A 13257-nucleotide genomic window follows, 5' to 3' on the forward strand; every position below is an offset into this window, starting at 1 on the left:
ACTTCCAACTACAAATCGTTTAACTTCGCGATTGGCCAAAGGATGAAATCCGCCCGGCCCATAATCAGCTCCCGCGGCACGGAATGAAACGAGCGGCTGTCGCGGCTCGCATTCTGATGCCGGTTGTCTCCCATGACGAAGTAATGCCCGGCCGCAATTTTATCCGGACCGTAATCCAAATCCTCGATGTCCGTATCCGTATACGGCTCTACGACAAGCTCCCCGTTGCGGTAAAGCTGCCCTTGGCGGATCTCGATCGTGTCGCCCGGCATCCCGACGATCCGTTTCACCAGAAATTCCTTCCGCTCCGCTTCTTGCGAGGGATCCTTCAAGATGACCACGTCACTCAGCTCGGGTGTGCCGACCATGTAGGAAATCTTGTTCACGAACAGCCATTCCTTCTCGTACAAGGTCGGCTCCATGGATTGTCCTTCAACCGTCGAAAGGTTGAAAACAAAATAATGCATGCAGAAGACGACGATGACGGCGATCGCCAGCGTGCGCCCCCAATCGCGCAGCTCTTCGGCCCAAGGAGGCAGCGGCTTCGATTCCTTTCGTGATGCCTCCGTTTTCGCTTTCGGCGCTTTCCTCGAAGAGCCTGTCCGTTTGCGCGGTCCGAATTCCGCACGCTCCGCCTGCTGCGAAGCTTCCGCTCCCGAACCTGAATTGACGTTCATGTGCGCTACACCTCGCCCATTTGTTTGTACCACGCTTCAAAATAAGCCATAACCAGGGCATCATTGAACGGAGCTTGTCCGTGCTCGATCCGCTTCAGCAGCGCATGAAGCCCCTCCATTACTTTTCGGTTAACTTCCTCCGAATAATGATAGGCAACTTTATGCAGCTCATATTCTTCCTGATCCACGACTTGCGCCTTCCCTCCTCGGGGCAAGATAACGTCAAGGTCGTAATCGATGTAGGTGAGTACGTCATTCTTGAAGAAAAGCGGGGAAGCCACGTTGCAGTAGTAGCGGACGCCGTGATCCTCGAGCAAGCCGACCACGTTGAACCACTCGCCGGGGATAAAGAAGGAAACAGCCGGCACCCGGCTGATCCACTGCTTGCCGTCCGCTTCTTGAATCGGGGTTTGGCGGTTAATGAACACATGCATCGATTCCGCGGCATGCTCGCTCGCCAGCAGCTCCGCCGGCACCTGCCAGTTTTCCAGCCACATCCGGTGCAGATGGCCGTTATTTTTGAAGCTCTTGATAACACAAGGACGGTACGTTGTCATAAGCGTAAAACTCCTGTGAGGTACGTTCTTATTATAAGAAAAGCATATCTGTTCGCCAAAATCAATGACGCTGCAGATATGCTTGTCCAGAAATACATATTTATTAGTGCGCTTGTCGATGAACGGATTAACCCGCGACAATGCTAAGTTTTTGAAAGGATCGGAAAAAGTCGGTCGTGGCATAGCCGAGTGATTCATAAAGCGATAGAATCGGCTCGTTATGTTCGTCAGCCGTCACCATGATTTTCGTTACATGCCGCTGCTCGAACCTTCCGCGAAGCGAGCGGATCAATTCTTTGCCAAGCCCGCGGCGTTGATAATTCGGATGCACGGCAATTCGGTAGTAGTACCCTCTGCCTCTGTCGATCGTCCCGATAATGATGCCTGCGATCTCGTTATCGACCTCAGCAACCAAGACGAGCTCGCTGTCCCATGACAGCTGGCGGCCAAATGCCTCCATCGTCTGTTCGTAGCACTCTTGTGACAACACAGTCTCCAGCAGTTCCGTAACGGGCCGATAATCAGCTAATTGGAAGGATCTAACGTCCATAACTTTAAGCTCCTCTTCAAACGCAGTATGGAAATTCGGCAGTGCGCATTCTTTAGGTAAAATTAATAATACGACAAAAAAGGTCGAAATCCTTCTTAAATCTTTAAAAATCCTTAAAAAAGTTGAAAAAACTGCAGATTTCTATTGAAAACGCTTTAAATTAAGCGTTTTCATATCAAGTTCTATTTTACTATATGTCCATATTGCTACGTAATGCACTGATTTTCTCATGAAAACAACTCCGGTAACGTCGTTACCGGAGTTCGTTCTTCCAAATCGCTCATATTCTCTTCAAACAATAGCGGAGTGCATCGCGCCAAGGTCTTAGGTCCTCCAACCCTGCCCTGTCGATCGCGGCATGGCTCATCACTGAATAAGCCGGTCTGGCTGCCGGGCGAGGATATTCCGCCGTTGAGCACGGGTCAACCTTAACGGCGGTGATCCCGGATTCCAGCACGATCGCCTTGGCAAACTCATGCCACGAGCAGCTGCCGCTGTTGCATACGTGGTAGATGCCGTATTTTTCGGTCTGCACTAGCCTGACCAGAAACTCGGCCAAGTCCAGCGTATACGTCGGAGAGCCGATCTGATCGCTTACGACGGTCAGCCGGTCCCGTTCGCGGGCCAGCTTTAAGATTGTTTTGACAAAGTTAGCGCCATACGGTCCATAAACCCAAGAGGTCCGAACGATGTAGCAGCGGTCCAGCAATGCCTGTACCTCCCGCTCCCCCGCCAGCTTCGTTTGACCGTATACCGTTTGCGGATTGGGCTGTTCATCTACGTCATAGGGTTTGCCGCCCTTGCCGTCAAATACATAATCGGTGCTGATGTAACAAAGCTTCGCGCCGAACGCCCTCGCCGCCAAAGCGACGTTTCGCGTCCCGAGCGCATTGATCCGGTATGCTTCGTCCGCATCCGTCTCGGCTTTGTCCACGGCCGTGTAGGCCGCGCAGTGAATGACCGCGTTCGGGCGATGCGCCTCCATTGCCGCGCGGCATTGTTCCGGATTCGTGATGTCCAGCTCGTTTCGTCCAAGGCCGATGATCCGTACGTCCTCTTGAACCTTCAAATGAACGAGCTCCCTGCCGAGCTGGCCCCCCGCGCCTGTCACAAGGATGCTCAACGCGCTCTCTGCCGTCATGGGCAATCGCCTAAATAAGCCCCTGAGCGGATGCGCTCCATCCAGTCTTGTTGGTTCAAGTACCATTGTATCGTCGCCCGGATGCCCGACTCATAGTCATAGTTCGGCTTCCAGCCCAGCTCGTTCCGAATCTTGTCTGCATCGATGGCGTAGCGCCGGTCATGCCCGGGGCGATCCTTCACAAAAGAAATCAGCGATTCCGGCCGGCCCAGCTCCCGAAGGATGGTCGATACCACTTGCAGGTTGCTGCGCTCGTTATTACCGCCGATATTGTAGACCTCGCCGGGCCGTCCCCCATGCAGCACCAGATCGATGGCACGGCAGTGATCCTCGACGTAGAGCCAGTCGCGCACATGAAGTCCGTCACCGTAAACCGGCAGCGGCTGGCCTGCAAGTGCTTTTTGAATCATGACGGGAATCAGCTTCTCCGGAAACTGGTAAGGACCGTAGTTGTTGGAGCAGCGCGTCACATTGATATCCATGCCGAACGTTTCATGATAAGCGCGGGCGATCAAATCTCCTCCGGCCTTGCTGGCGGAATAGGGGCTATTCGGCGCTAGCGGTGTAGATTCGGAGAACAAGCCCGTTGCGCCAAGCGTCCCGTACACCTCGTCCGTCGATACTTGCACGAATTTTGCGGTGCCGTATCGTTTAGCCAAATCAAGCAGCGTTTGCGTACCGAGCACGTTCGTTCTGACGAATATATCCGGTTGGGCGATGCTGCGGTCGACATGCGATTCTGCGGCGAAATTGACGACGGCGTCGATGCCCCCTGCGAACACGGCCTCCAATGCGGCACGGTCGGCAATATCCGCTTGAATGAACGCATAATTCGGATGATCCGAAAGCGACGCTACATTATTTAAATTGCCGGCATACGTAAGAGCATCCACGTTTATGATGGAATAGCCGGGATGCTGCGATGCCATATAGTGGATAAAGTTGCTGCCGATAAATCCGGCCCCGCCGGTCACCAATAGTCTCACCGGTCTAATTCACCTCCGTAGGTAAAATGATGCTCCGCCCTCGAAAGGGGAGGATGGTTCCGGTCTTTATCCGACAGAATGGGATGGGATATCGGCCAATCGATCGCAAGCTGCGGATCGTTCCAGGCAATGCCGCGGTCGTGCTCAGGGGAATATAGCGCGTCTACTTTATACTGGACTTCGCAATTCGGCACTAGGGTACAGAAACCATGAGCGAAGCCCTGCGGCACGAGCAGCTGCCTTTTGTTCGCCGCGCTTAAGATAAAGCCCTGCCACATGCCGCAGGTCGGCGACCCGGCGCGAAGATCCACGACCACATCGTAGATTGCGCCTGCGGTTACGCGGACGAGCTTCGTCTGCGCCTTTGGATTCAGCTGATAATGCAGGCCTCGCAGCACGCCGGCTTCAGCGGAAAGGGAATGATTATCCTGCACGAACATATGGTGAATGCCGTGCTTCGCGAACAGCTCCTGATTGTAGCTTTCCATAAAAAAGCCCCGATGGTCGCCATGGACCGCCGCCTCGACTAGCAGAACATCCTTCAACTTGGTCTTCGAAATGTTCATAGCGTCTCCTTATCTAGTGGACTCGAACGATTCAACTCGTACTCTTATATATATACGAAGGCTTCCGTCATTGCTTGTATGCGTACGCCGATTTGCTGAAAATAGACGCGCCGTTTCATTTTCCATGAATTACAAGACCGTGATTTGTCCATGCTAGAAGGTGTTCTTGGCGGTAGGCAGCAGTCGTTACTTTACAAACATTTTTGTTGATTTATTGTCCGAGAACGAGGATAATGGAAAAGGAAAACGATACATATTATAGGAGGTTTTTGATCAATGGCACACCAACTGCCCGCTTTGCCTTATGCAAACAATGCGCTTGAGCCGCATATCGATGAAACGACGATGATGATTCACCACGACCGTCATCATAACGCTTACGTAACGAACCTTAACGCTGCTCTGGAGTCCGCTTCTGAGCTGCAAAGCAAATCCGTTGAAGATCTGATCGCAGATCTGAACAGCGTACCTGAAGCGATCCGCACAGCTGTCCGCAACAACGGCGGCGGCCACGCAAACCACTCCCTGTTCTGGGAAACAATCGGACCAAACGCTGGCGGCGCGCCTACAGGCGCTCTTGCTGACGCGATTGAAAGCGAGCTGGGCGGCTTCGAACAATTCAAAGCTGACTTTGCTAAAGCAGCAACAACTCGCTTCGGCAGCGGCTGGGCTTTCCTTGCACTGAGCAAAGACGGCAAGCTGAAAGTATACAGCCTCCCGAACCAAGACAGCCCGATCATGGAAGGCGAAACGCCTCTTCTCGGCCTGGACGTATGGGAGCACGCGTACTACCTGAAATACCAAAACAAGCGCCCTGATTACATTGCAGCGTTCTGGAACGTTGTAAACTGGGCAGAAGTTGGCAAACGCTACGACGCAGCGAAATAATAAGCTGCTTTCGAGAAAGGCCTTCGCACCTGAGGTGCGGAGGTCTTTTTTTTGTGCGATTCATCCATTTTTTATATGTATACCGCTGGAGACGAGGATAGTCATAAGCCCGGGAATTTAACACCACCTAGGCTATAGCCGCATACACTGAACCGAGACATTTACCTAACCATGCTTTCGGTAAAGGAGATCGATACATGAGTACTTACGCGTATATTCCCGGTGCGCCTGAAGGCTACACGTCCGATTGCGGCTGCGGCGGACCTCGTGCGCTGCCGCGCGGAATGATGCCTGGCGGCGGCATGATGCCGGGTGGCGGCATGATGCCGGGCGGCGGCATGATGCCGGGCATGCCTGGCGGACCAGGTGGCGGCATGATGCCGGGCGGCGGCATGATGCCGGGCATGCCTGGCGGACCAGGTGGCGGCATGATGCCGGGCATGCCTGGCGGACCAGGTGGCGGCATGATGCCGGGCATGCCTGGCGGGCCGGGTGGTCCGGGGATGTTCCCTCCAGGACCAGGCGGACCGGGTGGTCCGGGGATGTTCCCTCCAGGGCCGGGCGGACCAGGCGGACCGGGTGGTCCAGGTGGCCCGGGGATGTTCCCTCCAGGGCCGGGATTCCCTCCTCCGCCGTTCCCAGGACCGGGGCCAGGACCAGGGCCATTCCCTCCTCCGCCTCCGCCATTCCCTGGACCAGGGCCGTTCCCACCTCCGCCATTCCCGGGACCGTTCCCGATTCCGCTCCCGATTCCAATTCCAATTCCAGGGCCAGGGCCGTTCCCTCACCCGTTCCCTCGCTTTGTACGGGTGGTCATTAACGGAGGCGCCTTCTTCCCTTGGGTGACGAATGTTTATAATGTAAGGCATTTCCCAGGCATGAACATTGCGCAGGCGCTTGCCGGAACAGGTGTCGTTCGATTTGGCCCTCGCGGCCGCATCGTTTCCGTCAGTGGCGTAGCCGTAGTCGGCAGCGTCGATACGATCCTTCGTCTCAACGGCCGCCGCATTCCGGAATCGCTGTTGTACCTGCCGGTTCAAATCAACGATACCGTCGGCCTCGAGCTCATCGTCAGACCTGTCGGCTTCCCGCGTAACGATGATCCGTTCCAACTGAACCCTGATCAAATCGAGAACAACTACGAGCAGCTTCAGCTCCTCGAACTGGAAAATCAACAAGGCTAACCGCCGAAAAGCCCACAGTCATAGACTGTGGGCTTTCATTTGATGTAGCTATGATGAACGTAAAAACAGCCCCGTATCTGCATCACATCGTAGGCTAAAAATGGAGAGCTCCAAAGCAAAATGGTTGTCATTAATTCGGTATGTCACAAGATTCGTCGGTTTAGATATCTCCAAAAAAATTTCTGCACAGTCGCAGATGCAGGTCGAGTGCTTCCTCACTACTACGATTCAATTGCGCACACACCTGTCGCTGGTTGAAAACTAATTAAAGAGTTAAGTCCTGCGAATTCACCGGCATTTTGTTACGAAACTGGTCCTACTGGTTACGAAACATACAGTTGGATCGAATCCATCGGAGTGAGCTGCACTGTCATTACAACTTCACTTATCCTGAAGAGGTCTGGTGACCCTATCAAAACGGATCGGCGGGATACTGAGAAGCTAGCCCGTCTGTTTCGTGCAGACGAGCTGACCTCTGTCCATGTCCCTTCGCGTGATGACGAGGCTTTGCGTGACTTGGTTCATGCCCGTGAAGCAGCGAAAGAAGATGCAAATCGTTCCCGCCTACGGATGTTCAAGTTTTTCTCTTGCGTCATCAGTTTCATCCACCAGAGACCATCAATCGCCGCTGGACGAAAAAATACCGAGTTTGGCTTGCCTCACTCACCTTCGAACACGAAGCCATGCAAGTCGTGTTTACGGAAATGCTGCATGCCTAGAAGAGATCGAGAAAATCGTATGAGTCGGTTGGAGAACGCACTTTTGCAACAAGCCACAACAGGCGCAAAGCTTCCGTTATCCAGCTGCTCCAAACTCTACCGCGGTGTCGCTCGTCTTACAGCCATCACCATAGTCGCAGAAATCGGCACGTTTGCGCGGTTTCGTTCGCCAGCGCAACTGGTCGCCTATTTAGGTTTGGTTTCGCGAGAATATTCGTCCGGGCAAACTACGCGGCGAGGTTCCATGCCCCCCACTAGCCCAATTAAATAGAAACTCAGTAATCGATAAATAGGAACTTTCGCTAATCTCGATATTTTTAGAAAAACAATAAATATTTTACAATTTCTTAAAAACTTATTACCTAAAATCTTAAAAACTTAGAAGTATCCTTGTAATGCCAACAGACTTCCAACGGGTAGCCTAGCTCTTTAATTCAAGTTGTTAAATTACTCTTTTCTTCGATGAAAAAAATGTATACAACTATAGAGATTCATGCTGCTTACCGGAATAACACTTCGTTAAGGAGAATCATTGTGAAGATTAAGTCGAGAAAACCAATAATAGTGGCAGTATTAGGAGCATTAGTTTGGATAGGTGGAGCAGTTCTAAGTGGACTATATTACTTTAATTATTATGTAGAGGAGCTTAAAAGTTTTTATGGGGACCCTAGTCCTGTACCACTCTTTATTTATATGTTCCTATCTTTTATAGGTTTCCTAGTAGCTATCATTTCTATCGCTGTATGCTTTTTCTCATCGAAAAAGTAAGGAGTGAGCTTGCCTCATGGTACATCAACTATTTTGGCAGGTTTGCTTATATTGTTATTAGTTCTTTTTTTTTGAAAAAAAGTTAGTTGGGACCAAACAAGATGACGGCTACCCAACCTCAACTGCACAAAATGATTATTGTACACACCCTGACAAAATGAAGAAAGCTATCATAACTGCATCTACTGTCGCTGCAATCGCAATTGGTTACATTCGGTTTGTTAGCCTCGCCGCTCGAAAAAACTAGACCTGCGGCTAATTTACATAGCCATCCAATCGGAAGTAAGATGAACCTAAGCTCAGCTCCGCAGCGGCAGCTACCAATAAAAAAGGAGGGGCCTCGATGCCCGAGCGCAACCGACCTGTCCGATTGGCGATTGTCTGTTTAACGGCCTTATTCGCTGTAAGTATTGCCATTCAAATCTATATAGCCGGCATGGCTGTTTTTATCGATGCCGCACATTGGAAAGACCACACGAACTTCGTTCACATCATCGAGTTGATGCCGATCGCCATCTTCATCCTGTCCTTTTTTGGCCGCGCACGCGGTACAGTTCGGTGGCTCCCGCTAGCGATGTTCGGGCTCATCATCCTGCAATACGCAACGGCGCATTTGAACGCGAAGCTGCCTTATTTCTCGGCGCTTCATCCCCTTATCGCAGTCATTCTCTTATGGATGTCCCTTTACACCCTTAAGCATGCCTATCGCTTGTGGCGCGGATAGCGCACGATTTTGAATAATAAAACAAAGAGAAGCCGCGCAAAGGGCGTTCACGCCCGATGCACGGCTTCCTTTTTCCACTTAGATCACTTCACCTGCAGCGTGTAGCTTACCGTAATCGGTCTGCCTTCTCTTGCGAATTGCCCCCATACCTTATAGACGCCGGCCTTCGGAAACACGGCGTGGAATACAGCCTCCGGGCCTGCCGCGTCGGCGTTATCGGGATGCACGTGGATATACTGCTCGGCATCGCCGCTAATGATTACAACATGCCCGGCCGCGCCCAAGTACGGTTCCAAATCGCGCACCGGCGTTTTCGTCGCCGCATCCGAAATATGGAATGCAAGCGTCGTCTCTTCACCCGCGGCGAGGCGGCCATGCGACAGCGTAACAATCTCATGCCCGGTCGATTTCGTTAATGCCTTGTCCACGGTCAGCGGCTTCTGCTCCTTCTCCCCGCCTAGCTCGATCGTTTGTTTTGAAACGACCGTGCCGCTGCCCTCCGGCTGATATTCCGCGAACAGCCTGTATTCTCCGCCAAACGGAAACTTCGTACTGACCGTGAAAATGCCTTCGCCGTCGAAATCGGGATGGATATGGTTAAAATAGGACAAGTCTTTGCTCACGACTATCAAATGCAGCAGCTTCTCGTGAAGGACCGCAAATTTCGTGATCGGCTCGCCGTCCGCGCCATGAGCCATAAACCGAATTCGGGTTGCCGCCTTTGCCTGCGGCTGTTCGGGATTCATCTGCCACATCGCTTGCACATCGCCGGAAGCGGCTTGATGCTCGTGATGATGATGTCCGCTTGCAGGTTCAGGGTCCGTTACGGCCTTGCTGGTGGTTACCGCTTTCGTACACGCGCTTAATCCTACGATCCCTGCAAGCAGCACCGCGATTGCTGCCATTCGTTTCATTCCGCTCACCTCTTTGAAAAATCATGCCATCCCTCTATATTCCACAAAATGGCATGCTTCATACCCGAGGCGCGTTTAATAGGTCAGCGCGACCGATTTGTTCACATAAGTAGGATCCTTTAAGACGCGAATCAAAAAATGCGCCACATCGGCACGGGAAATCCGTCCTTTCCCCTTAGGCACTCCAAGCCTCGCCTCAAGATAGAGCCCCCTCCTCCGTCCGTTCGTCAGCTGAAGCGGACGGGCAATCGTCCACTGCAGCCCGCTATCGGCCAGCGCAACAGCGGCTCGGCGATGTTCGGCCAGCACGCGGCGCAGCAGTAGTTGTACGATGAACCCGGCGGCACCGGGAAGCTCGTTATCGATGCCCGCTGAGGCGACATAACCGATCCGCTCGACGCCATGGCGCTTCATTCCGGCGATCAAATTACGGGCCATGTCCGAAAGCGCCGCTCCACCGCGAAGCCCGCTCGCGCCAAGACAGGACAAGACGGCGTCCTGTCCTTCGATCGCCATGCTGACCGCTTCTATGTCCCGCGCGTCGCCCTTCATAATCCGGAGAGCGCCTCCTTGGTATTGGCCGGCATTCAGCTTCCGCGGCGAACGGACAAAGGCCGTCACGGTATGCCCCTGCTCCAGCGCTTGCCGAACGACCTCCTGCCCGGTACGCCCGCTAGCGCCAAACACGACGATCTTCATGTTCCAGCACTCCCTTTCTGCCGAACGTTTTTTGGCTATTGACTTTTTCCCTTATTTATAATAATTTTAATTTAGAATTAATTCTTATTTAGTAAAAAGCATGATTATTTCGACTGGCGCTTCGGCAAAATAGATGGGTATCCCTGGTGAACGAGCCAATATTGGCCGTGGCGTCAGCACCTCGCCTCGAAGATCATGCAGGACCGGGCACGCGCAAATGCGGCCAAATCACCGGGCGTTCCAAGACCAAGCACGAGTTTATGCATGCGGCGACGAGTCTGGAATGCAGCCTCGGCATAAGCGGCAAATCAAGCCGCGGAAATGTAATTTGTATATCCTATTATGAAGGAGCTGTTCGAGATGACGACGAACCTGCAAACCATTTTAAACAAACAAATCGCCACGTGGAGCGTGCTTTACGTCAAGCTTCACAATTATCACTGGTACGTAAAAGGCAACCAGTTTTTCACCTTGCACACGAAATTCCAGGAGCTCTACGAAGAAGCTACGCTTCACGTGGATGAAATCGCCGAGCGCCTGCTCGCCGTCGGCGGCCAGCCTGTCGCGACTATGGCCGAGTACATCGAGCTCTCCAGCGTGAAGGAAGCAACGGGACGCGAATCGGCGGTCGAGATGGTCGATGCCATCGTAGCGGACTTCACAATTGTAGCCGGCGAGCTGAAGGAAGGCATGGAAATGGCGCAATCCGCCGGCGACGAAACATCGGGCGATATGCTGCTCGCCATCCACAGCTCGCTTGAGAAGCATATTTGGATGCTTAAAGCGTTCAACGGCCGGTAAATTAGGCGTGGCTGAAAAAAAAGACACCTCATGCTTACGGCGAGCATCCACGCTCCCGAAGCATAAGGTGTCTTTTTTCGTTTATCGCTTCTTGTTCGCCGCAATTTGCTCGGCCAGCTCGTTCAAGTACGTCCAGCGGTCCATCAGATGCTCCAGCTTCGCTTCAAGCTCCTGCTGCTCCCGCAGCAGATCCTGAAGCGTGGCGGAGTCGCTGCTCGACGCTTCCATCTTCGCTTGCACAGAAGCAAGCGCCGCTTCCGCTTTCTCGATATCGGAGTCGATCGACTCAAACTCTTTCTGCTCTTTGTAGGACATCTTCGTCGGCCCGGCCGGCTGCTCGAATGCGGATTTGTTCCCGGCTGTCTCTTCAGGCGCACCAGCAGGCTTACGCTCCACGCCTGCGTCTGCAGCCCCTGCGGAACGCACGCCGTGCTCTGCCGCATAGGCCTGATAGTCCGAGAAGTTGCCGACATGCTGCACGATAGTGCCGTCGCCTTCAAAGGCGAAAATCCGCTCAGCCGTCCGGTCAAGGAAATACCGGTCATGGGAAACCGTGATCACGACGCCCGGGAAGTCGTCCAGATAATCCTCCAGCACGGTCAGCGTCGTAATGTCCAAATCGTTCGTCGGCTCGTCGAGCAGCAGCACGTTCGGCGCTTCCATCAGTACGCGCAGCAGCTGCAGCCGCCGCTTCTCGCCGCCGGAGAGCTTCGCGATCGGCGTCCATTGCTGCGCAGGCGGGAATAGAAACCGCTCCAGCATCTGCGCCGCGGTGACCGTCGTTCCATCCCCGGTCGTCACCCGCTCCGCGCTTTCGCGGATATAATCGATGACGCGCATCGTCTCATCCATCTCCTCGCGTTCCTGCGAGAAGACGCCCAGCTTCACGGTCGGGCCGAGCCGTACTTCGCCCGCATCCGGCTCAAGCTTGCCGGCGATCAGCTTAAGCAGCGTCGACTTGCCTAGGCCGTTGCGGCCAACGATGCCGACGCGATCCTCCGGCACCGCGATGTAATTGAAATCACGGATGACGGTCCGTCCCTCGAAGGACTTGGTCAATCCCTCGATCTCGATAATTTTCTTCCCGAGCCGCGTCGACGCGACCGAAACCTCCAGCTTCCCGCCTGCCTTCTCCGGCGCCGCGGCCTGCAGCTCCTCGAAGCGCTTAATCCGCGCCTGCTGCTTCGTCGTCCTCGCTTGCGCGCCTCTGCGCATCCAAGCGAGCTCATTGCGCAGCAGGTTCTTTCGCTTCGCCTCCGATGCCGCCTCCCGTTCCTCGCGGTCAAGCTTCAATTCCAGAAATTTGCTGTAATTCGCCGTATAGAAATACGCCTTTCCTTTATCGAGCTCCAGCGTCCGGTTGCTGACCCTGTCGAGGAAATACCGGTCATGCGTAATCATGAGCAGCGCGCCCTTGCGCTTCTGCAGCATCCCTTCGAGCCAAGCGACCGATTCGTTGTCGATATGGTTCGTCGGCTCATCGAGCAGCAGCACGTCGGCCGGCTGGATGAGCGCGGCCGCCATGGCGACGCGCTTGCGCTGGCCGCCCGAGAGAACGCCGAGCTTCGCGCCGTAGTCGGCGATGCCGAGCTTGGAGAGCGCAATCTTTGCCTCGCTCTCAATGCCCCACGCGTCCAGCTCGTCCATGCGCTGGTTCGCGCGAACCAGCTTTTCCTGCAGCGCCGCGTCGCCGGGCTTCAGCTCCAACGCCTGCAGCGCCTCTTCGTACGCGCGCACCGCCGCCATCTGCGGCGAATCGCCGCCGAGCACATGGGCAAGCGCCGTCTGCTCGGGATCGAACTGCGGATCCTGCGCGAGCATCCGCACCGTGGCGCCGCCTGCAACAAGAATAGAGCCCGAATCAGGGGGCTCTAGACCTGCAACGACTTGTAGAAACGTAGATTTACCGGTGCCGTTAACGCCGATAATCCCGATTTTGTCGCCCATTTCCACGCCGAACGACACATCTTCAAACAATATTTTTTCACCGTAGCTCTTCGAAATATGATCAACCGTCAATACGTGCATCTCGTCATTCCCGCCTAACGTTAGTGGATCGCAAAACGCAGCCGCGTTCTGCGCC

Annotated in this window: 14 protein-coding genes; 5 read left to right on the forward strand and 9 right to left on the reverse strand. The window is 53.9% G+C overall.

Annotation, left to right across the window (positions count from 1 at the left end; all coding sequences use genetic code 11):
• Positions 1–8: 8 nt before the first annotated feature.
• The 6 genes from lepB to rfbC form a co-directional block, all read right to left on the reverse strand.
• On the reverse strand, positions 9–677 hold the full coding sequence (gene lepB, locus DL346_RS20435; protein WP_112884233.1) for a signal peptidase I: 669 nt from the start codon (positions 675–677) through the stop codon (positions 9–11).
• Positions 678–682: 5 nt separating this feature from the next.
• Positions 683–1234: a DUF402 domain-containing protein gene (locus tag DL346_RS20440; RefSeq protein WP_112884234.1), complete on the reverse strand. Its 552-nt coding sequence runs from the start codon at positions 1232–1234 to the stop codon at positions 683–685.
• Positions 1235–1361: 127 nt separating this feature from the next.
• Positions 1362–1784, reverse strand: coding sequence for a GNAT family N-acetyltransferase (locus DL346_RS20445; protein ID WP_112884235.1), 423 nt, complete (start codon positions 1782–1784; stop codon positions 1362–1364).
• A gap of 280 nt (positions 1785–2064) precedes the next feature.
• The gene (gene rfbD / locus DL346_RS20450; RefSeq protein WP_240633331.1) at positions 2065–2925 is read right to left on the reverse strand and encodes a dTDP-4-dehydrorhamnose reductase; all 861 of its coding nucleotides are present in this window, start codon (positions 2923–2925) and stop codon (positions 2065–2067) included.
• Positions 2922–3911, reverse strand: coding sequence for a dTDP-glucose 4,6-dehydratase (gene rfbB / locus DL346_RS20455; protein WP_112884236.1), 990 nt, complete (start codon positions 3909–3911; stop codon positions 2922–2924). Before rfbB ends, rfbD begins: the two co-directional genes overlap by 4 nt.
• Positions 3908–4477: a dTDP-4-dehydrorhamnose 3,5-epimerase gene (gene rfbC / locus DL346_RS20460; RefSeq protein ID WP_112884237.1), complete on the reverse strand. Its 570-nt coding sequence runs from the start codon at positions 4475–4477 to the stop codon at positions 3908–3910. The genes rfbB and rfbC overlap by 4 nt, the downstream gene beginning before the upstream one ends.
• 276 nt (positions 4478–4753) lie before the next feature.
• Here rfbC and DL346_RS20465 point away from each other — a divergent pair, with 276 nt between their 5' ends.
• The 4 genes from DL346_RS20465 (at position 4754) to DL346_RS20480 (ending at position 8760) form a co-directional block, all read left to right on the forward strand.
• Positions 4754–5365 (forward strand): superoxide dismutase, encoded by a 612-nt coding sequence (locus DL346_RS20465; protein WP_112884238.1) that lies wholly within the window; start codon positions 4754–4756, stop codon positions 5363–5365.
• A gap of 197 nt (positions 5366–5562) precedes the next feature.
• The gene (locus DL346_RS29320) at positions 5563–6549 is read left to right on the forward strand and encodes a hypothetical protein (protein WP_206098563.1); all 987 of its coding nucleotides are present in this window, start codon (positions 5563–5565) and stop codon (positions 6547–6549) included.
• 738 nt (positions 6550–7287) lie between these two features.
• Complete coding sequence (locus tag DL346_RS29980; protein WP_476739441.1) at positions 7288–7539, forward strand: transposase; 252 nt, start codon at positions 7288–7290, stop codon at positions 7537–7539.
• Between the two features lie 840 nt (positions 7540–8379).
• The gene (locus DL346_RS20480) at positions 8380–8760 is read left to right on the forward strand and encodes a DUF6220 domain-containing protein (protein ID WP_112884240.1); all 381 of its coding nucleotides are present in this window, start codon (positions 8380–8382) and stop codon (positions 8758–8760) included.
• A gap of 83 nt (positions 8761–8843) precedes the next feature.
• Here DL346_RS20480 and DL346_RS20485 read toward each other — a convergent pair whose 3' ends face one another.
• On the reverse strand, positions 8844–9674 hold the full coding sequence (locus DL346_RS20485; RefSeq protein WP_112884241.1) for a hypothetical protein: 831 nt from the start codon (positions 9672–9674) through the stop codon (positions 8844–8846).
• A 75-nt stretch (positions 9675–9749) separates the two neighbouring features.
• Complete coding sequence (locus DL346_RS20490; protein WP_112884242.1) at positions 9750–10373, reverse strand: NAD(P)-dependent oxidoreductase; 624 nt, start codon at positions 10371–10373, stop codon at positions 9750–9752.
• A gap of 360 nt (positions 10374–10733) precedes the next feature.
• On the opposite strand from DL346_RS20490, the gene DL346_RS20495 reads away from it, so the two are divergent.
• A complete protein-coding gene (locus DL346_RS20495; protein ID WP_112884243.1) occupies positions 10734–11174 on the forward strand; it encodes a Dps family protein in 441 nt (146 codons plus the stop codon).
• Positions 11175–11255: 81 nt separating this feature from the next.
• On the opposite strand, the gene DL346_RS20500 is transcribed toward DL346_RS20495, so the two are convergent.
• Positions 11256–13202, reverse strand: a complete 1947-nt coding sequence (locus DL346_RS20500) for an ABC-F family ATP-binding cassette domain-containing protein (RefSeq protein ID WP_112884244.1) — start codon at positions 13200–13202, stop codon at positions 11256–11258.
• Positions 13203–13257 lie beyond the last annotated feature (55 nt).

It is taken from the genome of Paenibacillus montanisoli, from assembly GCF_003268025.1.
In the GTDB taxonomy this organism is placed as follows: Bacteria; Bacillota; Bacilli; order Paenibacillales; family Paenibacillaceae; genus Paenibacillus_Z; species Paenibacillus_Z montanisoli.

What these genes read in the sequence shown, in the direction of transcription:
- rfbC (WP_112884237.1), bottom strand. Translation starts at nt 4,477, where the DNA reads ATGAACATTTCGAAGACCAAGTTGAAGGATGTTCTGCTAGTCGAGGCG.
- DL346_RS20445 (WP_112884235.1), bottom strand. Translation starts at nt 1,784, where the DNA reads ATGGACGTTAGATCCTTCCAATTAGCTGATTATCGGCCCGTTACGGAA.
- DL346_RS20480 (WP_112884240.1), top strand. Translation starts at nt 8,380, where the DNA reads ATGCCCGAGCGCAACCGACCTGTCCGATTGGCGATTGTCTGTTTAACG.
- DL346_RS20490 (WP_112884242.1), bottom strand. Translation starts at nt 10,373, where the DNA reads ATGAAGATCGTCGTGTTTGGCGCTAGCGGGCGTACCGGGCAGGAGGTC.
- DL346_RS29320 (WP_206098563.1), top strand. Translation starts at nt 5,563, where the DNA reads ATGAGTACTTACGCGTATATTCCCGGTGCGCCTGAAGGCTACACGTCC.
- DL346_RS20465 (WP_112884238.1), top strand. Translation starts at nt 4,754, where the DNA reads ATGGCACACCAACTGCCCGCTTTGCCTTATGCAAACAATGCGCTTGAG.
- rfbD (WP_240633331.1), bottom strand. Translation starts at nt 2,925, where the DNA reads ATGACGGCAGAGAGCGCGTTGAGCATCCTTGTGACAGGCGCGGGGGGC.
- DL346_RS20485 (WP_112884241.1), bottom strand. Translation starts at nt 9,674, where the DNA reads ATGAAACGAATGGCAGCAATCGCGGTGCTGCTTGCAGGGATCGTAGGA.
- DL346_RS29980 (WP_476739441.1), top strand. Translation starts at nt 7,288, where the DNA reads ATGAGTCGGTTGGAGAACGCACTTTTGCAACAAGCCACAACAGGCGCA.
- DL346_RS20495 (WP_112884243.1), top strand. Translation starts at nt 10,734, where the DNA reads ATGACGACGAACCTGCAAACCATTTTAAACAAACAAATCGCCACGTGG.
- DL346_RS20500 (WP_112884244.1), bottom strand. Translation starts at nt 13,202, where the DNA reads ATGCACGTATTGACGGTTGATCATATTTCGAAGAGCTACGGTGAAAAA.
- DL346_RS20440 (WP_112884234.1), bottom strand. Translation starts at nt 1,234, where the DNA reads ATGACAACGTACCGTCCTTGTGTTATCAAGAGCTTCAAAAATAACGGC.
- lepB (WP_112884233.1), bottom strand. Translation starts at nt 677, where the DNA reads ATGAACGTCAATTCAGGTTCGGGAGCGGAAGCTTCGCAGCAGGCGGAG.